This is a genomic window from Lacinutrix sp. WUR7 (assembly GCF_016864015.1).
Classification (GTDB): domain Bacteria; phylum Bacteroidota; class Bacteroidia; order Flavobacteriales; family Flavobacteriaceae; genus Oceanihabitans.
Map to the genome: position 1 here is coordinate 3,888,473 of NZ_CP045067.1, position 18,826 is coordinate 3,907,298.

At 32.7% G+C, this 18,826-nt stretch carries 21 protein-coding genes; 14 read left to right on the forward strand and 7 right to left on the reverse strand.

Going from position 1 to position 18,826, the window contains the following annotated elements; translation table 11 throughout:
* The first annotated feature begins 134 nt into the window (after positions 1-134).
* Positions 135-617 (forward strand): DinB family protein, encoded by a 483-nt coding sequence (locus FG167_RS16910; protein ID WP_203459386.1) that lies wholly within the window; start codon positions 135-137, stop codon positions 615-617.
* 69 nt (positions 618-686) lie between these two features.
* On the opposite strand, the gene FG167_RS16915 is transcribed toward FG167_RS16910, so the two are convergent.
* The 6 genes from FG167_RS16915 to FG167_RS16940 form a co-directional block, all read right to left on the reverse strand.
* Positions 687-1,052, reverse strand: coding sequence for an arsenate reductase family protein (locus tag FG167_RS16915; RefSeq protein WP_203459387.1), 366 nt, complete (start codon positions 1,050-1,052; stop codon positions 687-689).
* A gap of 18 nt (positions 1,053-1,070) precedes the next feature.
* Positions 1,071-1,289, reverse strand: coding sequence for a hypothetical protein (locus tag FG167_RS16920; protein WP_203459388.1), 219 nt, complete (start codon positions 1,287-1,289; stop codon positions 1,071-1,073).
* 39 nt (positions 1,290-1,328) lie between these two features.
* Positions 1,329-2,468 carry an ABC transporter permease gene (locus FG167_RS16925; RefSeq protein ID WP_203459389.1) on the reverse strand — a complete coding sequence of 380 codons (1,140 nt, stop codon included), beginning with the start codon at positions 2,466-2,468 and terminating at the stop codon, positions 1,329-1,331.
* A gap of 85 nt (positions 2,469-2,553) precedes the next feature.
* Entirely contained in the window at positions 2,554-3,303 is a 750-nt protein-coding gene (locus FG167_RS16930; protein ID WP_203459390.1) for an ABC transporter ATP-binding protein, read from the reverse strand.
* A gap of 5 nt (positions 3,304-3,308) precedes the next feature.
* The gene (locus tag FG167_RS16935) at positions 3,309-4,529 is read right to left on the reverse strand and encodes an efflux RND transporter periplasmic adaptor subunit (protein ID WP_203459391.1); all 1,221 of its coding nucleotides are present in this window, start codon (positions 4,527-4,529) and stop codon (positions 3,309-3,311) included.
* A gap of 137 nt (positions 4,530-4,666) precedes the next feature.
* Entirely contained in the window at positions 4,667-5,125 is a 459-nt protein-coding gene (locus tag FG167_RS16940) for a hypothetical protein (protein WP_203459392.1), read from the reverse strand.
* 221 nt (positions 5,126-5,346) lie between these two features.
* On the opposite strand from FG167_RS16940, the gene FG167_RS16945 reads away from it, so the two are divergent.
* The 3 genes from FG167_RS16945 (at position 5,347) to FG167_RS16955 (ending at position 8,269) form a co-directional block, all read left to right on the forward strand.
* Complete coding sequence (locus FG167_RS16945; protein WP_203459393.1) at positions 5,347-6,921, forward strand: oleate hydratase; 1,575 nt, start codon at positions 5,347-5,349, stop codon at positions 6,919-6,921.
* A 151-nt stretch (positions 6,922-7,072) separates the two neighbouring features.
* A complete protein-coding gene (locus FG167_RS16950) occupies positions 7,073-7,942 on the forward strand; it encodes a universal stress protein (protein WP_203459394.1) in 870 nt (289 codons plus the stop codon).
* A 27-nt stretch (positions 7,943-7,969) separates the two neighbouring features.
* Positions 7,970-8,269 carry a hypothetical protein gene (locus FG167_RS16955; RefSeq protein ID WP_203459395.1) on the forward strand — a complete coding sequence of 100 codons (300 nt, stop codon included), beginning with the start codon at positions 7,970-7,972 and terminating at the stop codon, positions 8,267-8,269.
* A gap of 164 nt (positions 8,270-8,433) precedes the next feature.
* Here FG167_RS16955 and FG167_RS16960 read toward each other — a convergent pair whose 3' ends face one another.
* Positions 8,434-9,066, reverse strand: a complete 633-nt coding sequence (locus FG167_RS16960) for a hypothetical protein (RefSeq protein WP_203459396.1) — start codon at positions 9,064-9,066, stop codon at positions 8,434-8,436.
* A gap of 286 nt (positions 9,067-9,352) precedes the next feature.
* Between FG167_RS16960 and msrB the strand changes: the two genes are divergently transcribed.
* From msrB to FG167_RS17010, 10 genes are all read left to right on the forward strand, one after another.
* Entirely contained in the window at positions 9,353-9,814 is a 462-nt protein-coding gene (gene msrB / locus FG167_RS16965) for a peptide-methionine (R)-S-oxide reductase MsrB (RefSeq protein WP_203459397.1), read from the forward strand.
* Complete coding sequence (gene msrA / locus FG167_RS16970; RefSeq protein WP_203459398.1) at positions 9,804-10,343, forward strand: peptide-methionine (S)-S-oxide reductase MsrA; 540 nt, start codon at positions 9,804-9,806, stop codon at positions 10,341-10,343. The genes msrB and msrA overlap by 11 nt, the downstream gene beginning before the upstream one ends.
* Positions 10,344-10,365: 22 nt before the next feature.
* Positions 10,366-11,931 carry a YdiU family protein gene (locus FG167_RS16975; RefSeq protein WP_203459399.1) on the forward strand — a complete coding sequence of 522 codons (1,566 nt, stop codon included), beginning with the start codon at positions 10,366-10,368 and terminating at the stop codon, positions 11,929-11,931.
* 75 nt (positions 11,932-12,006) lie between these two features.
* On the forward strand, positions 12,007-12,948 hold the full coding sequence (locus FG167_RS16980; protein WP_203459400.1) for an aldo/keto reductase: 942 nt from the start codon (positions 12,007-12,009) through the stop codon (positions 12,946-12,948).
* Between the two features lie 19 nt (positions 12,949-12,967).
* Positions 12,968-13,450, forward strand: coding sequence for a peptide-methionine (S)-S-oxide reductase (locus tag FG167_RS16985; RefSeq protein ID WP_203459401.1), 483 nt, complete (start codon positions 12,968-12,970; stop codon positions 13,448-13,450).
* 10 nt (positions 13,451-13,460) lie between these two features.
* Positions 13,461-14,678, forward strand: coding sequence for a bifunctional alpha/beta hydrolase/OsmC family protein (locus tag FG167_RS16990; RefSeq protein ID WP_203459402.1), 1,218 nt, complete (start codon positions 13,461-13,463; stop codon positions 14,676-14,678).
* 137 nt (positions 14,679-14,815) lie between these two features.
* A complete protein-coding gene (locus FG167_RS16995; RefSeq protein WP_203459403.1) occupies positions 14,816-15,601 on the forward strand; it encodes a DUF3108 domain-containing protein in 786 nt (261 codons plus the stop codon).
* A 7-nt stretch (positions 15,602-15,608) separates the two neighbouring features.
* Positions 15,609-16,019 (forward strand): FUSC family protein, encoded by a 411-nt coding sequence (locus FG167_RS17000; protein ID WP_203459404.1) that lies wholly within the window; start codon positions 15,609-15,611, stop codon positions 16,017-16,019.
* Positions 16,020-16,067: 48 nt separating this feature from the next.
* Positions 16,068-17,105 (forward strand): M28 family metallopeptidase, encoded by a 1,038-nt coding sequence (locus FG167_RS17005; protein WP_203459405.1) that lies wholly within the window; start codon positions 16,068-16,070, stop codon positions 17,103-17,105.
* Positions 17,106-17,236: 131 nt separating this feature from the next.
* Entirely contained in the window at positions 17,237-18,787 is a 1,551-nt protein-coding gene (locus FG167_RS17010; RefSeq protein ID WP_203459406.1) for a M28 family peptidase, read from the forward strand.
* The last annotated feature ends 39 nt before the right edge of the window (positions 18,788-18,826 follow it).

The following is an 18,826-nucleotide window of genomic DNA, read 5'->3' on the forward strand; positions in this document are numbered from 1 at the left end:
AATTAAATCGTTTATTACACAAATAATTTTAGTAATTTAAAAAAAACCAATGCTATTTACTATGATTTTTATCAGTGTTCTATTTATTAAATTATTGTAAAATTAGATAATGATTTAAAAAAGACATTAGCATTATGGATACTAAAGAAAACATACACCGTTTAGCTTCTTTTTCTTCAAAAATAAGAGAAGTCACACTTAAAAGACTACAAGAAGTTCCTGAAGATTTTACCCATTGGCGTTTGAACAATACCGCGATGAGTTTTGCGCAAATTGTACAACACCTAATCCATGTTGATGAATTGTTTTTTAGTTTAGCAGAATCTAAAGAAAATGAGTTTCAATGGACTTTAGGATCTGAAGAACCACATGTTGCAATTGACAAAACAACTTATGAATCCATGCTAGAAAAACTAAGAAATTTTCAACAAAAACGTTACACTGTTATTTGCTCGCTGGATACTTTAAAAATAAACGCAGTAATAACTGGAGATAATAATGAAAAAACAACTTTGTGGTGGTTTATAATGCGAAAGGTTTTAGAACATGAAATTTATCATAGAGGACAAATTGCAGCATATCTAAAAGTACTCCGCGGAGAACAGCTAGAATTTTAATTAATTCGACTATTTTCTTTCAGTAACGCTATCCAAACCCTATCTTTTAAGAAGGGATGACCTTATATATTAGATCTTTAGAATATCTGTAGGTGTCTCCACCAAAATAGTTTTATTGCCACGTAAAGCTATTGGCTGCTTCATAATTTCCGGATTGTGTTGTATCATTTTTATCCAATCATCTGTAGATAGATTATGAGGTTCAAAAACAGAGGTATACGCCGGACTATTTTGGTTTATAAGATCTGCGACTTCTAGGTGTAATCTTTCTGCAAGTTCTACAAGTTGCGTTCCTGTAATTTTTGTTTTTAATACATCTATTTCTTGCACCTTAAAACCATCTGCTTTAGCATAGGCTAAGGTTTGTTTTGCTATATCCGATTTTGAATTATAGTATACTGTTATTTGTCTTTTTGATGTTGCAATTTCTCCCATAATTTAAAGATTAAAAGTCTATTGATTTTTTATTTTTTCTTCCTCGATATAATGCCCTAAAAGTTGCTTTAAACTTTCTAGATATTCGACCATTACTTTTTTATCCATGTGCGGACTTTTACTAACAGGTAACGTTAATGGATTTTCATCAAGAGACCGATAGAGTTCCGGGTAATTAGTTTCTATTTTATTGGTTAACTGTGTAATTTCTGTAAGAATGTTGTGTAAATCTTTCATTATTTATAGTTTTAATTATTGTGTATAATAATTTGTTTTTCATTCATAACGTAAGGCATCAATTGGGTTCAATTTTGCTGCTTTTCGAGCGGGAAAGTATCCAAAAGTAACACCAACAAGTGCTGCAAATCCAAAACCTATCAATATAGAATACATTGCTGTTGGAATATAAAAACTGGTAGCTTTATAAATTATTTGATTCCCAATAATCCCAAATAAAACACCCAAAAGACCACCAACGAGACTCAATACAATGGCTTCTATTAAAAATTGAGTAAGAATATCACTTTCCCTTGCACCAATAGCAAGCCTTGTTCCTATTTCACGAGTTCGTTCTGTGACGGAAACCAACATAATATTCATGATACCAATACCACCAACAAGCAATGAAATACTAGCTACAGCTCCTAATAATATAGTTAAAATCCCCGTAATATTTCCTGTTATTTCTTGAAGTTCGATTTGCGTCATAATCTCGAAATCGTCTTCATCTTCATCTTTTATTTTATGAGACTCTCGTAACAATTCTGTAGCCTCCATTTCGGCGTCCGCAATATGGTCTTCGCTCAACGCACTTGCCATAATCATGGTATAACCTCTTTGGTGACCATACAATCTATTTTGTACCGTTGTATAAGGAGCTATTATAATATCATCCATATCTTGCATTCCTCCTGAGCCTTCTTCTGTTAACAAACCTATCACAGTAAAAGGCACTTTATCAATTCGTATTTGATGACCAATAGGGTCTTCACCAGGAAAAAGTTCTTCTCGTATGGTTTGACCAATAACACAATACTTTTTAGCAGTTCTTACATCGTCTTCCGTAAAAAAGCTACCAGACTGTATATCTCTACTGGTAATAAAAAAATAATCATAGGACACACCATAAACCATTGTGGATTTATAACCACTTGGACCAATAGCTTGTGCTCCAATAGCTACTAAAGGTGATAATTTAGGCATCCATACAGAATTTTTCTGGAGCATATCAAAATCTTTCTCATCTATAGGTCGTCCCATTCTCACGTTTATACCAGCCTTATGTTCCGACTTGGTTTGAATCATCAATAGATTAGTTCCTAAACCTGAGATCTGATTTTCCACCTGCAATGTTGCTCCTTCTCCTGCAGAAATAGTCATAATAACTGCAGCAACTCCTATAATAATTCCAAGCATGGTCAATAAGCTCCGTGTTCGGTTCTTATTTATGGATTTAAAAGCGACTTTGAATATTTTAAAAAACCTTCTCATAATTATGTTTTTAAGGAGTTACAGGTTTTTCTAATTCTTTAATAGCAAATGCTTTGGTACTTCTGTTTTCAATAATTTTATCCGATATAATTCGTCCATCTCTTAAATAAAGCATTCGTTTAGCAAATTGAGCAATATCTGGTTCGTGCGTAATCATTACAATCGTCTTTCCTTGATTATTCAATTGAACAAAAAGGTCTGCAATATCTATACTCGCTTTGCTATCTAGATTCCCTGTAGGTTCATCTGCCAAAATAAGCGCTGGATTATTAACCAAGGCTCTAGCAATTGCAACGCGTTGTTGTTGCCCCCCAGAAAGCTCATTGGTTTTATGATAAATACGATCTGCCAAACCAACTTGTTCTAGTGCTTTTTTTGCAAGTTCTTTTGAGTTTGAAAATTGCCCTGTTCTATCATAAATAAGAGGTAATTCTACATTTTCTAAAGCGGTGGTTCTAGACAATAGATTATAACTTTGAAAAATGAAACCTATTTTTTGATTTCTAACATCTGCTAATTGATTTTTGTCTAATGAATTTACGCGTACACCATCTAAATCATATTCACCAGATGTTGCTCTATCTAAACAACCAATGATGTGCAATAATGTAGACTTACCAGATCCTGATGCTCCCATAATAGCTACAAATTCTCCTTCTTCAATAACCATATCGATATCTGTAAGTGCGTGCACTTCAATCTCACCGTTTTTGAATACACGACTTAGCTTTTTTGTCTCTATGACTTTTTTTACGGGCATATTGTTTATTTTTCTGCTTTAATTCCGTTGATTGCTTTGATGCTTTCAGATATTTCTGAACCATCTAAAAACTTTATAATTTCAGATTGTAAGCCTGTTTTAATACCTGTCTCTATAAATTTAAAATCTAAGTTTCCGCTTTCATTTTTAAAAAAGAAGCCATTTATATTTGTGGGCAAATTTTTCTTAAAATTAGTAGGAGTAAATAACTCTTCATTGTTTATATCCTTGTTAAATTTCACTTGAAGCGAATCTGGAAGCATTGTTTTTGCTCTTTCCTCTAATATAGGTTTAATGTCTTGTAGCATTGCTTCGGTAGGTCTAAAACGCAGAGCCGAATTATTAATAAGCCATACATTTTTTGCCTTTGCAGTAATAAACTCAATATTTGCCGTCATACCAGGAATTAATAATCCACCCTCATTATCGATATCAATAACGACTTGGTAATTAACCACATTATTGATTTCTATAGGCTGTAATCTAATCTGACTCACTTTTCCGTAAAATTCTTTTTCAGGATAAGTTTGTATGGTAAAACGAACTTGCATACTATCTTTTATATAACCAATATCACTTTCATCAACATCTGCTAAAATTTGCATTTTAGATAAATCTTCGGCAATAATAAACATGGTTGGTGTAGAGAAACTAGCCGCAACTGTTTGTCCTTCATCTACTGTTTTTTCAATAATAATTCCATTAATAGGTGATGAAATTTTAGCATAACTAATATTAACCAGAGCATTCGTTAATGAAGCTTGCGCTGCTTTTTTTGAGCTTTCGGCTTGCTCATAACTAAATTTTAACGTGTTATATTCTTGCTGAGAGATAACCCCTTTTTCAAACAATACTTTATTTCTATTGTATTTATCTTCCGCCTCATTTAGTTGCGCTTGGCTTACTGCTAAATTTGCTCTAGCAGATTCCAAAGACGTATTTAACATTTTCATATCCATTTCGGCAAGTAATTGTCCTGCAGTAACCCTGTCATTATAGTCCACATAGATTTTTGCAATCGTACCAGATATTTGAGTACCAACATCAACGGTATTAATAGCTTCTAATGTACCAGTACTAGAAACATCGGACTCCACATCTCCTTTTTGTATGGAGGTATACGTATAATCTAATTTTTTAGATTCCAATTTTGGTTTTAAATAGAAATAGCCTACTACTGCAACTACAATAATTAGTATTATAATTAACCATTTGTATTTTTTCATATCCTAATCATTTTATGATTATAAAATTAGCTTGAACTATTCAAAGTTTTAATGATATAAATCAGTATGAAAAATTGCTGTAATTAAGGACCATATGCCATATTTACTGCAATTGGTAAAACTAAATTTTAAACCAACTATTTATGTAAAACATTAAGTTGCTTAATCAATTCTTCTCCTCCAATCATGTGCTCTGTTATTGTAAAAATTTCTTTTCTATTTTTCCGGTAGTCTTTTACAAATAGAGAAAGATCATCTTCCAATTGTTCGTGTTCCGTTCTAAATTTATCGGAAACATAAGTAAAAGGATCGTCTACCAACTCCGCTAAATGATGAAAATGTTTATTAATACGATCTACTAATGAATTACATTGTTTTTCCACTTGAAGCAGGTTTACTTCCATTTCAAGCACCAAATCTATATTCTCTTTTTTGGATAGATATAAGAAATATTTATCAATAAGATGATGCAGAAAATTTAAATCGCCTTTATAAAATTGCATATCCGATTTCCAGTGCTCGGTAAGCGCATACAACTGTGTCCAAGTTGCTTCATGAATAAAGTTGTCTTTGGGTCTGATTCTATAATCATTCATAACTAGTATTATTTAAAGTATAAAGATAAAGATGAAATTCCCCCAAAGAAATGACTTTGGTCAGTTTAAAATTATGAAACACCAGATCGGTAAAATTTCGCAAATAATATATCTCTTCAATTTTAAAAGGAATAGGACCACTGACCTATATCATTTCTGTAAACCATTGCCAACTCTAATTTTGTAGAACACACAATATTTAATATAAAAAAATTAAAAATATGAGAACTAAAAATTTTAAAGCATATTGTTTAGGTGGTGGACTTGGCTCCCTATCTGCAGCTGTATTTATGATTCGTGATGGCGGAATTTCAGGAAATCAAATTACTGTTTTCGAAAAACTACCAACACTAGGAGGCTGCTTAGATGGTGCACGTCTTGAAGATGGCAGTTATTCCCTTCGTGGTGGCAGAATGCTTACCACAGATGCTTATGAATGTTTTTGGGGGTTGTTTAAAGACATCCCATCCATTAACAATAAAGGTATGTCTGTAAAAGACGAAACAATTGCCTTTAATAAAAAACACATCGCACACTCTCAAGGTCGTTTAGTAGATAAAAACTGTCATATTGTAGACACTTCTACTATGGGTTTTGATATGCATGATAGATTAGAATTTGTTAAACTTCTTGAAGCTTCAGAAGAAAAATTAGGCACCTCAAAAATTACCGATTGGTTATCTCCTGGTTTTTTTAAAACAAACTTTTGGTATATGTGGCAAACAACATTTGCTTTTGAACCTTGGCATAGTGCCGTAGAGTTTAAGCGTTATTTACACCGTTTCATGAATGAATTTCCAAGAATCAACACACTTGGTGGTGTTAAAAGAACTATTTATAACCAGTACGACTCTTTAGTACTTCCTCTTATAGCTTGGCTTCAAGATAAAGGAGTTCATTTTGAATTAGCTACTACTGTAGACGATATAAACGTGGAAGATATCGATGGAAAAGTTACTGTTACTTCACTTACAGTAATTAATAAAAAAGGCACTAAACAAGTTGCAGTTAACCCTGACGATATTGTTATTTTCCAAAATGGCTCTATGGTGGATGCTTCAAGTATTGGTTCTATGGACCATCCTCCTATTAAAAAAACAAAAGCAGATAGTAAAGGTTGGACGCTTTGGGAAAAACTTGCAAAAGGAAGACCTGACTTTGGAAATCCTGCATCATTTAACAGCAGTATTCCCGAGTCTTTTTGGGAATCGTTTACAGTAACTTTTAAATCCTCTGATTTTTTTGATAAAATAGAAAAAATGACCGGTAATAAAGCTGGAACTGGAGGACTGGTAACCTTCAAAGATTCTAATTGGTTAATGTCTGTTGTACTTTATAATCAACCTCATTTTATTGATCAACCGGATGATGTCTATATTCTTTGGGGTTATGCCTTACATGGAAACCGTGTTGGTGATTTTATACCAAAAACAATGATTGAAAGTAATGGGCAAGACATACTTAAAGAGTTAGCGGGACATTTTAATTTTGATGACAGTGTCTTTGAAGACGCAGTTTGCGTACCATGCAGAATGCCATATATCACTTCTATGTTTATGCCACGTGCTTACAACGACAGACCAAAACCGGTTCCTGAAAGCTCCAAAAATCTAGCATTTGTAAGCCAGTTTGTAGAACTTAAAGATGATGTTGTATTTACTGTGGAATATTCTGTTAGAGCTGCGCAAACTGCAGTCTATCAATTATTAAATATTGATTTGGAAATACCTAAAATTACAAAACATGATAAATCCCCTAAAGTACTCATAGATTCTTTTTTCAAATCCATTAAATAATGGAAAAAAAAACTTCATTAGGATCTTGTGAATCAAAAAACCGAGGCTATTTGCTTCGGTTTTTTGTTTAAAAACACCATACTGACGAAAATCATTTACTCACAAGTTAATAGTTTGTAATTTAGGTGTCTATAAAAAAACCGATGCAAAAATGAAAACGATATTATATGCTACTGATTATTCAGAAAATTCTGTTCCTGCTTTAAAATATGCGTATTCGCTAAGTAAAGCCCTTCGAGCGACATTAAAAGTGATTCATGTTTTTGATTATCCAACCTTGTTAGATCATTTTAGTTTAAAAGCCGAAGATCCATTTCCAGACTTGGAAGGTGATGCTATTAAAAAACATATTTCAAAACTTTATGCGTTTTGTGAAGAACATTTAGGTTCCGATTTAGATAAAATGCACATAAAAGTGGAAGCTATTGAAGATAAATCTGTAGTCCACGGCATTACAAAAAAAGCGACTGAGTTGGATGCTTTTTTTATTATTACAGGAATGAAAGGTGTTAGTGCTATAAAGGAAATCATTATGGGTAGCACTGCTAAAAACCTCCTTAAAAATTCACCTTGTCCAGTACTCACTATTCCAGAAGATGCGAGCCATACCAAAATTAATACTATTGTATATGCCACAGATTTTGAAGAAGAAGACTTAGGCGCCATAAATAAACTAGCAGAAATTGTAGAACCTCTTCAACCTAAAATCAAACTTGTTCATGTTTTCCCATTAAAAGAAAAATTAAACATAGCCGAAAAGAAAGAGGTAGAAGATAAAATTCATGAAAAAATTAAATATACCAACGTAACACTTGATATTTTATATGCAGACGATATATTTAATACCCTTAAAACATACTTTGGCAATTCCAATGCCGATCTAGTTGGCATGCTAGAACGAGAAAACCAAATGCTATCCTCACACGTATTCCATAGAGATTTAGTTAAAAAAATGGAATCTTATGGAAAGATTCCTGTGATAAGTTTTAACGCCAAAAATTATGGCATATTCCATTTATAAAAATTAACCACTAAAACATATAATAAGATGTCCAGAAGAATATTTAGAATCGTTATTTTACTAGCAGTTGCATTAGGAATTTACCTTTTTATAATAAAAGAATCCCATACCAAAAGTTTTTTAATTATCATTTCTACTCTTGATTTTTTACTATTGAGTTTAGGTATTCATGGGTTAATTGCACATTCCTTACGCCCAAAATCAAAAGGGGAATTAATTACTTTCCCGCTTTTAATGTGGGTGCTTTGGGCTGTTTTATTTTTAGTATTTGTATTTTTTATTATCCCTATTTACTGTCCCGACTTTTTGGTTGATCTCAAAATGTAATCCTTCATTTATCCTCGAAACACGGAATAAATAAAAGCTACAAGACTCATAACTAGATGACTTCACACACGTTCTAGCGAACAAAGTTCTTCTGTAAAAGTAATTTTACGCATAAAAAAACTACTTGTTTTCAGTACTAAAAACAAGTAGTTTTATAATCTTTACTATTTTATATTAACAATACCTTCTTCACTTAAAGATTTCATAATAACTTTTACATAATCTTTAACCGTTGTATTAATTTGTTTTGGGTCTACAATATCATATGAAGCTACCCAAACTAAAGATTTGTCATTGTTTTCTTTTATATTATATAAAGAAGCTTCAATATGATATACTTTATATTTTTCATAATACCCATCATCAAAATAAACATCTTGATATAAGTAATAATATCGGCCAAAACGTTTCCAATAATATCCAGGTCTATATGTCGTACCAGAATATGTTTCTTTTTCATCTACCCCTTTTACTGCCGAAATTAAAACAGCGTCAAACCCATCTTTAGAAATTTTTTCTAATTCGGTATTAATGTCGTCTTCTGTTTGTTTTACATTGGTAAAAGATGGTTCAAATACATCAGAACTGCCCATTGCCTCGATACCACTTTTTTTAAATTCCGAAGTTAATTGTTCTTCAAACTGCTTTCTGGCAGTAAGATTATCTGTCATTCCTACAATTAAAACTTTTTTAGGCTTGTAGTTTGTATATTCTTGACTTTTCCAACTATCTCCCATTTTAGTAGATGAACAACCAACCATTAGAAATAAAACGATTACTAAATAAACTGCTTTCATAATATTTTTTTTAAAATTATTATATAAAAATATCTCAATACAAGTTGTATAACAATGATATATATCAGCAGGATATTTAAAATATAGTAAAAATTATTAAATCTCCTATTAGGTAATTATACCACCTAGGCACAAAGACGGAAGCTACTTTTAAAACCCCTAAACAATTGCTTCCATTCTTTTAATGACGTTTGCTGGTTTTATAATAAGCTGTAAGTTTTTTAACAAAAATGCGTCTAAAAATGTATCTTTAAAACATCTATTAATTTAAGAAAGGAACTACAGTATGCTTACTTGGAAACATATTATTAATTACACCGTAAACGGAAACCCTACTCCAGATAAAAGAGTAGAAAAAACCGAAACCCAATGGAGCGAACTACTTACTCCTGAACAATTTAGAGTTACTAGAAAAAAAGGAACCGAAGCTCCGCATAGTGGCGCGCTTTGCAGTATTTATGACGAAGGACAATACAATTGCGTTTGTTGCAATACGCCTTTGTTCGACTCGACTATTAAATTTACCTCAGGATCTGGTTGGCCAAGTTTTACACAACCCATAAAAGAAAATGCCATTAAGTATGAAAAAGATACTGCTTTTGGTATGGTTCGCGTAGAAGTGATGTGTAATACTTGTGATGCACATTTAGGGCATATTTTTCCGGACGGACCAGAACCTAGCGGATTGCGTTATTGTATTAATTCTGCATCCATGCAATTAGAGAAAGGGACCGTAAATGAAAACTAAAAACCTACAATTAGCCACTATTGGTGGTGGTTGTTTTTGGTGTACAGAAGCTGTATTCCTTGAAGTAAAAGGCGTAGAAAAAGTAATCTCTGGTTATGCTGGCGGAACAGTTCCCGGACATCCAACCTATCGCGAGATATGTTCTGGATTAACAGGACATGCCGAAGTGATTCAAATTACCTTTGATGCCAATGTAATTTCTTATGAAGATATTTTAGTTATTTTTATGACTACACATGATCCTACCACTTTAAATCAACAAGGTGCCGATCGCGGAACGCAATATCGTTCGGTTATTTTTTATCATAATGAAAAGCAAAAAGAAATTGCCAAATTAGTTATTAAAGAGATTGCTCCATTTTATGAAAATACAATTGTAACAGAAATCAGTGCTTTTGATGTCTTTTATGAAGCAGGAAAAGAGCACCAAGATTTCTACAGAAGTAATCCTGGTTATGGCTATTGTTCTTTTGTAATCGACCCAAAATTAGCAAAGCTTAGAAAGCTACACAGCGATAAACTAAAATAAGAAGTTTAAGGAAAGGGAAAAAATGAAACTGAATATACAAGATAGATTTAATACCGAATTACCAGCAGATTCTATTCTGGAAAACACAAGACGACAGGTGGAAAACGCTTGTTTTTCTTATGTGACACCTACAAAAACGGCAAATCCGGAACTCGTACATGTTTCACCCGAAATGCTTAGCGAATTAGGTATCACAGAAGAAGAAGAAGCAAAAAGCGAAGAATTTTTAAAGATTTTTACTGGAAATGATGTTTTACCAAATACAAAACCCTATGCGATGTGTTATGGCGGACATCAATTTGGAAATTGGGCAGGACAATTAGGTGACGGTCGCGCTATTAATTTAACCGAAGTTGCACATAACAACAAACATTGGGCAATCCAATTAAAAGGCGCTGGAGCAACACCATATTCGCGTACTGCAGATGGCTTGGCGGTTTTGCGTTCTTCCGTTCGGGAGTATTTATGCAGCGAAGCCATGTACCATTTAGGCGTGCCAACCACCAGAGCTTTATCTTTAAGTTTATCTGGCGATCAGGTATTGCGAGATATGTTATATGATGGTAATGCTGCTTATGAAAAAGGTGCTATTGTTTCGCGTATTGCTCCTAGTTTTTTACGCTTCGGAAGCTATCAAATTTTAGCAGCAAGACAAGATACCAAGACCTTAAAAACACTTGTAGATTATACTATAAAACATCATTTTTCGCATTTAGGGGAACCAAGTAAAGAAACGTATTTAGCGTTTTTTGAAACGGTTCTAAACGATACTATAAAAATGATTATTCATTGGCAACGTGTTGGTTTTGTACATGGTGTAATGAACACCGATAATATGTCTATTTTAGGATTAACCATCGATTACGGACCATATGGCTGGCTAGAAGGTTATGATGCCAATTGGACGCCAAATACTACAGACAACCAACATAAACGCTATCGTTTTGGTGCGCAGTTAGAAATTGGTCTTTGGAATTTATTTCAACTAGCAAATGCGCTGTATCCTTTAATTGGTGAAGCGGAAGGTTTAGAAAATATTTTAAATCAGTATAACGAAAAGGCTGCAGAACAATACGTAGCTATGATGCAAAGCAAATTAGGATTGTTTTTAGAAAGTGAAAATGATGTTTCCTTAATTTTTAGTTTAGACGAAATCCTTCAGCTAACCGAAACGGATATGACTATCTTTTTTAGAAACTTAAGTGCTTTTTCTGCGAAAAACCCTTCGGAAGGATTACAAATTATTCAGGATGCTTTTTATACACCAAACGAAATTTCCGAGGTTATAAAAGAAAAATGGAATACTTGGTTTACAGATTACGCCAATCGTTTACAAAAGGAAAGTATTTCCGCCGAAGCGCGAAAGGAAAAAATGAATCAGGTCAATCCTAAATATGTCCTTCGTAATTATATGTCGCAACTAGCCATTGACGATGCCAACAAAGGCGATTACAAATTGATAGACACCCTATTTCAGCTACTTAAAAAACCATACGAAGAGCAACCAGAAAATGAAAAATGGTTTGCCAAGCGTCCGGATTGGGCAAGAAATAAAGTCGGCTGTTCTATGTTATCTTGTAGTTCATAATTCGTTAATTAAAATAAAAACACAAATTGTCCGCAGGTTATTCTGAAGGCATTTAAAACACTAAAAACAAATACAATGTTAGGATTAGGTACTGCAGCATTAGGAAGACCACAATACATTAATATACGAACGGATAAAAATGTAAATCCGCATTTAGAAGCCTTTAAACAGAATAGCTTTAACGTGTTAGAGCACGCGTACCAATTAGGAATTCGGTATTTTGATACTGCTCCTGGCTACGGATTGGCAGAAGATTTATTATTAGAGTGGCTACAAACCAAAAACGACCCTACAATTCAAATAGCAACAAAATGGGGTTATACCTATGTCGCAAATTTTGACGCAAATGCAAAAGTGCATGAAGTAAAAGAACACAGTTTAGAAAAACTAAAGGAACAATGGGAAGTATCGAATGCATTTCTTCCGAATTTAAAAATATATCAAATACATTCTGCAACCTTAGAAACTGGTATTCTAAATAATACCGACGTCTTAAGGCATTTAGCTTTTTTAAAAAACGAACATAACACACAAATTGGAATTACAACCACTGGAAGCAACCAATTGGAAGTCATAAAAAAAGCATTAGATGTTTCGGTGGAAGGAAAACAGCTGTTTGATGGTTTTCAGATTACCTATAATATTTTAGATCAAAGTTTAGAAGCCATAGCGAAGGAACTAGTACAACAAGACAAGAAAATTATTATTAAAGAAGCCGTTGCAAATGGTAGAATCTTTAGAAACTCTAAGTATCCTGAGTACGCTAAATTATATGATACTTTAGAAACATTAGCAACAAAACACCAAGTAGGATTAGATGTAATCGCTTTAAAATTTTGTCAGCAAAACATTAAAAACAGTATTGTTTTAAGTGGCGCAAGTAATACAGAACAATTAAAATCGAATCTTCAAGTAGATACAATTACCTTATCGGAAGAAGAAATAAATCTGCTAAAAACCTTTAAAGTCAATCCAATGGAATATTGGCAAGAAAGAAAACAATTAGCGTGGAATTAAATTAATAGGAAAACTTTTTATGATTAAAATAGCATTTGGAGGAGGTTGTCATTGGTGTACCGAAGCTGTTTTTCAGTCTTTAAAAGGTGTAGAAAAAGTGGAACAAGGTTTTGTTGCTTCCAATGAGGAAAACTCTAGTTTTTCGGAAGCAGTTATTGTGCATTTTAATCCGGAAGAAATAACATTAAAAATAGTAACAGAAGTACATTTAAGAACACATAAAAGTACCAGCAATCATTCGATGCGTGAGAAATACCGTTCTGCAATTTATACATTTTCCGAAGCACAAAAAGAGGAAGCTTCCGATTTAATTAAAAGTTTTCAATCCGCGTTTAATCATCAATTAATTACACAAGTATTGCCTTTTTCGGTATTTAAAGGGTCGCGTGAAGCGATTCAGAATTACTATATTAAAAATCCTGAAAAGCCCTTTTGCAAAAAATTTATTCATCCGAAATTAGAAATGCTTTCTAAAAAGTTTTCGGAGTATCTTAAAAAATAAATCCAACATTATGAAAAGCACCAAACTAAAAATAGAAAATAAAAACGGACAAGCTTTACAAGCACATCTGGAATTACCCGCAAATCAGAAACCAAACTACTACGCTATTTTTGCACATTGCTTTACCTGCAGTAGTACTTTAAGTGCTGTAAAAAATATTAGTCGTGCGTTAACTTCTCATGGTTTTGGGGTACTCCGATTTGATTTTACCGGATTAGGAAAAAGTGAAGGAGAATTTGCCGAGAGTCATTTTTCTGCCAATGTAGACGATTTAATAGCAGTGAGTAATTATATGCAATTACACTACAAAGCACCATCGTTATTAGTAGGTCATTCGCTTGGTGGTGCAGCAGTTATTGCGGCGGGAGCACAATTAGAAAATATAAAAGCAATTGCAACTATTGGTGCTCCTTCTTCTGTAGATCATGTGACACATTTATTTTCTCATGGAATAAATGAGGTAAAAGAAAAAGGAGAAGCGCTAGTAAATATTGGTGGCCGACCTTTTACTATTAATAAAGATTTTATTGAAAACTTTAGCAAAACCGATTTACCTACTATTGTAAAAAACTTGCGCAAACCAATACTGGTTATGCATTCGCCAACAGATACTATAGTCGGAATTAAAAATGCAGAAGAGATTTATCACAACGCACATCATCCTAAGAGTTTTATCACGTTGGATGGCGCCGATCATTTATTAACTAATTCGAAAGATAGCGTGTATGCTGGAAATATGATTGGTACTTGGGTACAACGCTATTTTGAACCCGTAGAAAATGAAATGCTAGAAACCAAAGGAGAACAATTGGTTGGTCATTTAAATCTATTAGAAGATAATTTCACCACTACTATTCAAACAAAAAATCATAACCTAATTGCAGATGAGCCAATAGCTGCTGGTGGTGATGACTTTGGACCATCACCTTACGATTTTTTAAGTGCTGGTTTAGCGGCATGTACGGCAATGACATTAAAAATGTATGCCCAAAGAAAAAAATGGGATTTACAAGAAGTTTTTGTGTATATCACCTATTCTAAAAAGCATAGCGATGATTTAAGGATGGAAGTAGATAAACCAACACGCTTTGATCATTTACAAAAGAAATTAAAATTTGTTGGAAATCTAGACGACAAGCAAAAACAAAGATTAAAAGAAATTGCTTCTAAATGTCCTGTGCACAGAACCTTGCAAAGTGAGGTTTTAATAGATACGGAATTAGTCTAATTAAGAAGTACAAAATAAAAGGAAACTAAAAATTTAAATCCTTTGATTTAAAATAAAAGGCATAAAAAGAGGTTAAGATATAAGCTTCGGCATAATTAATGTTACAAACTTGTATATTTGAAAAATTTTTAGAATTTATGAAAAAAATAATCCTACTCCTTTTACTTAGCATAAGTGCTGTTTCGTTTGCTCAAAACAATGCATTTCAAGCTGGTGAAAAATTAAGTTTTACAGCATCATACAATATGTCTGGTTTATTAACAGACCTTGCAGAAGTACGTATGGAAACTAGTCAAGTTAAAACTTCTTCAGCTACTTTGTTACGTCTTAAATGCACAGCAACAACCTATAGCAAATGGGATAACTTTTTTAAAATTCGAGACATCTACGAAAGTTATGTAAATCCAAACACACTTACACCTTACTTATACCAAAGAGATATTGATGAAGGCGGACATTACAAATTTGTGAAATATACTTTCAATCATAAATCAAATACGGTAAAAAGTTTAAGAAGACAAAAAAGCAAAAATTTTGATTCTGGTTTTTGGGATAGAAATGATGTAGTAAAAATAAATCCAGGAACGAAAGATTTGGTAACCACCATTTACCATATTAGAAATTTAGACATCCATAAAGCGCCTGTTGGAGCTTCTGATTCTTTTAAAGTATTATTTGATAATGAAGAAACAAGAATTTCTTTTACCCTTTTAGGAAAAGAAACGATTAGCACCAATATTGGTAAAAAAGAATGTTACAAACTAGCTATTCGAATAGACGGTAGTGATGTTTTAAGAGGAAATAATGCTAACATACTATGGTTAACAGCAGACGAAAATAAAATACCAGTATATGCAAAATTTAGAGTTGCAGTTGGTAGTGGAGAACTTAAAATAAAATCGGCAACAGGTTTAAAAAATTAAAATAGTTATGAGAAAATTATTTATTATCTTGGGTTTAATTGCAGCAATAATTGCAGTTGTTTTATCTTCTTTGCCATTATTTAACATGGCATTTATTCCTGCTTTAGCTGCTTTAGCTTTTGGTTTCGCAGCCTTTTATTCATCTAAAAAGGAAAATGAATCTAAAAAAGTAGTGCAGTTAATATTTTTACTAACGATAGTCTCTTTATGTCTTTCTATATATAAAGCCGTTTTTAGCGAAACGAAGGTTGGTGATACGAAAGAATTAGAAGTTCGTGAACAAAAAGCAGAAGATAACGCCATTGAAGAATTAGAAGATTTAGATTTATCTGATATTAAAATAGATCCAGAAATTCGCATACAAGAAGCAGAAGATAAAGCCATTGAAGAACTAGAAGGTTTAGATTTATCTAAATAATCATTACCAAATTTTGTATATATTTGATGCTCAAAAAATTGACGATTTATGAAGATGTATTTTCTACTTTCTGCTTTTATTCTTATTGGCTCTTGTGCAGAAAAAAAATATGCTACAAAAATTGAAAACCTTAAAGATAGCATAGTTCTTATAGATGGAGATTTAGCTAAAAAATATGCTGCTACAATTACCGCCAAAGCATTAAAAATAAAACTATACCAATTTGCTTCCAGTGATTTTCAAGGTCGCGCCACAGGAGAAGAAGGTCAAAAAAAAGCAGCTAACTTTTTATCCGATTTTTATAAATCACAAGGCATAGCATCACCAATTGCAGACACTACATATTATCAAAACATACCAAAAGAATTTTTACCAGAAGGCACAAATGCTTCCGAAAACGTATTAGCATTTATTAAAGGAAGTGAAAAACCAGAAGAAGTGCTTATTATCTCGGGACATCTAGACCATTTAGGAATAGAGAATGATGAAATACATTTTGGAGCAGATGATAATGGCTCTGGTTCGGTTGCTATACTAGAAATTGCGAAAGCATTTAGAAAAGCAGAATTAGATGGTTATAGACCAAAAAGAAGCATCCTTTTTTTACACCTAACTGCTGAAGAAATAGGTTTACAAGGATCCCTATTCTATACCAAAAATCCAATTTTTAAATTAGAAAATACGATCGCTAATCTAAATATAGATATGATAGGAAGAGTAGATCCGTTTCATATAGAAAACCCGAATTACATATATATTATTGGTGCAGACCGGCTAAGCAAAGAGCTACATTATGTTAGCGAAAAAGTAAACAACACTACCACCAATTTACATTTAGAATATAAGTATAACAGTGAAGACGATAGTAACAGATACTACTACAGAAGCGATCATTATACCTTTGCAAAACACAATATTCCTGTAATTTTTTATTTTAATGGAGAACACAAAGATTACCACAAACCAACAGACACTCCAGATAAAATAAATTATGCTGTCTTAGAAAAAAGAACAAAACTCATCTTTGCTACTGCTTGGCAACTTGCTAATCAAGAAAATAAGCTTTTAATGAATACCGATTTTTAAAATTTAGTTGTTAAAATTTTAATAAACCTTTTTAATTATTTCTGCTTTTATTTCGCTTTTTCGTAATATAGTAGATTACTATTCATTATAGTACACAACAAAACCAACTCATTTTATTAAAACACAATCTTATGAAAAAACTGTTATTCCTTTTTGGGATATCTACAATACTCTTTTCTTGTGGGTCTTCGCAAAACAAAACAGCAACAAATAGTACAAAATCCCAAGATGTTACAACCTTTGGAAACAGTATTACTTCTGCTGAACTTAAAGAAGCACTTTACACCTATGCTTCCGATGAATTTGAAGGTAGAAACACTGGAGATCCCGGACAAAAGAAAGCAGTAGAATATTTAAAAAATCATTATGTAAACCTAGGAATTCCTTCCGCATTACCTAATAATGATTACTTTCAAGAAGTACCATTACAAACATTAAGTACACCAGAAATAGATTTATTAGTAAACGGAAAATCATTTACAAATATTGAAGACTACGTATCTGTGATTTCTAGTCCAGATGGCACCTTTGATGCTAAAGAAATAATCTATGTTGGCTATGGTATTGATGATGAAAAATTCTCAAGCTATACCAATTTAGATGTAAAAGGTAAAGTCGTTCTTTTTAAAGCAGGAGAACCTAAAAACAGTGATGGAAACTATACGATTTCCGGAACTGATGAAACTTCAAAATGGTCTAATCTAAGACAAGAATTTGTTGCCAAACGTGAGGCTGCAGAAAACAAAGGTGCAAAAGCAGTTTTATTCTATAATGCAGATGCTTACAGTTTTGTTGCCAAAAGATTTGGAGGAAGTCATGGTAGAATGTCTTTAGTAGAACCACCAAAAGACCTATACTACTTCATTATAAATACCGATTTAGCAAAAGCAATTCATAGCACTATTGATACTTCAGACAAAACAGAAACACTAAATAGCGCTATTGAATTTAATTATAAAAATGCTTCTAATACTTTTGAATCTGAAAATGTGGTAGCTATCATTAAAGGAAGTGAAAAACCTGAAGAATATATTGTAGTATCTGCACATTTAGATCACGAAGGTATCAAAGACGGTGAAATTTATAATGGTGCAGATGATGACGGTTCTGGTACCGTGGCGATTCTAGAAATTGCAGAAGCATTTCAAAAAGCAGTAGAAAACGGACAAGGACCAAAACGTTCTATCGTTTTTTTACACGTAACAGGAGAAGAAAAAGGCTTACTAGGTTCTAAATATTACACAGACCAAGATCCAATTTTTCCGTTAGCAAATACGGTTGCCGATTTAAACATAGACATGATTGGGCGTACAGATCCGAAACGTGAAAAGACTAACAGAAACTATCTTTACCTAATTGGAAGTGATAAGTTAAGTACCGATTTACACAACATTTCAGAAGAAATGAACACCAAATATTGTAACATCGATTTAGATTACACCTTTAATGATGATAATGATCCAAACCGTTTTTACTACAGAAGTGATCATTACAACTTTGCAAAAAACAACATTCCTGTAATCTTTTATTTTAATGGAACACATGCAGATTATCACAAACCAAGTGATACGCCAGACAAAATTGAATACGATTTATTAGAAAACAGAACACGTTTAATTTTCTATACCGCTTGGGAATTAGCAAATCGTAAAGACAGAATTATTGTAGATAAAGCAAATTAGTATTTGGGCTTGTCCAACGAAGTTTTAGCGAACTTGGGC

Bases quoted from the DNA above. Each gene is read 5' to 3' on its own strand.
- FG167_RS16935 (WP_203459391.1), bottom strand. From the start codon at position 4,529: ATGAAAAAATACAAATGGTTAATTATAATACTAATTATTGTAGTTGCA.
- FG167_RS16955 (WP_203459395.1), top strand. From the start codon at position 7,970: ATGTCCAGAAGAATATTTAGAATCGTTATTTTACTAGCAGTTGCATTA.
- msrB (WP_203459397.1), top strand. From the start codon at position 9,353: ATGCTTACTTGGAAACATATTATTAATTACACCGTAAACGGAAACCCT.
- FG167_RS16950 (WP_203459394.1), top strand. From the start codon at position 7,073: ATGAAAACGATATTATATGCTACTGATTATTCAGAAAATTCTGTTCCT.
- FG167_RS16945 (WP_203459393.1), top strand. From the start codon at position 5,347: ATGAGAACTAAAAATTTTAAAGCATATTGTTTAGGTGGTGGACTTGGC.
- FG167_RS16920 (WP_203459388.1), bottom strand. From the start codon at position 1,289: ATGAAAGATTTACACAACATTCTTACAGAAATTACACAGTTAACCAAT.
- msrA (WP_203459398.1), top strand. From the start codon at position 9,804: ATGAAAACTAAAAACCTACAATTAGCCACTATTGGTGGTGGTTGTTTT.
- FG167_RS16985 (WP_203459401.1), top strand. From the start codon at position 12,968: ATGATTAAAATAGCATTTGGAGGAGGTTGTCATTGGTGTACCGAAGCT.
- FG167_RS16990 (WP_203459402.1), top strand. From the start codon at position 13,461: ATGAAAAGCACCAAACTAAAAATAGAAAATAAAAACGGACAAGCTTTA.
- FG167_RS17000 (WP_203459404.1), top strand. From the start codon at position 15,609: ATGAGAAAATTATTTATTATCTTGGGTTTAATTGCAGCAATAATTGCA.
- FG167_RS16940 (WP_203459392.1), bottom strand. From the start codon at position 5,125: ATGAATGATTATAGAATCAGACCCAAAGACAACTTTATTCATGAAGCA.
- FG167_RS16925 (WP_203459389.1), bottom strand. From the start codon at position 2,468: ATGCTTGGAATTATTATAGGAGTTGCTGCAGTTATTATGACTATTTCT.
- FG167_RS16995 (WP_203459403.1), top strand. From the start codon at position 14,816: ATGAAAAAAATAATCCTACTCCTTTTACTTAGCATAAGTGCTGTTTCG.
- FG167_RS16910 (WP_203459386.1), top strand. From the start codon at position 135: ATGGATACTAAAGAAAACATACACCGTTTAGCTTCTTTTTCTTCAAAA.
- FG167_RS16960 (WP_203459396.1), bottom strand. From the start codon at position 9,066: ATGAAAGCAGTTTATTTAGTAATCGTTTTATTTCTAATGGTTGGTTGT.
- FG167_RS16975 (WP_203459399.1), top strand. From the start codon at position 10,366: ATGAAACTGAATATACAAGATAGATTTAATACCGAATTACCAGCAGAT.
- FG167_RS16915 (WP_203459387.1), bottom strand. From the start codon at position 1,052: ATGGGAGAAATTGCAACATCAAAAAGACAAATAACAGTATACTATAAT.
- FG167_RS16980 (WP_203459400.1), top strand. From the start codon at position 12,007: ATGTTAGGATTAGGTACTGCAGCATTAGGAAGACCACAATACATTAAT.
- FG167_RS17010 (WP_203459406.1), top strand. From the start codon at position 17,237: ATGAAAAAACTGTTATTCCTTTTTGGGATATCTACAATACTCTTTTCT.
- FG167_RS17005 (WP_203459405.1), top strand. From the start codon at position 16,068: ATGAAGATGTATTTTCTACTTTCTGCTTTTATTCTTATTGGCTCTTGT.
- FG167_RS16930 (WP_203459390.1), bottom strand. From the start codon at position 3,303: ATGCCCGTAAAAAAAGTCATAGAGACAAAAAAGCTAAGTCGTGTATTC.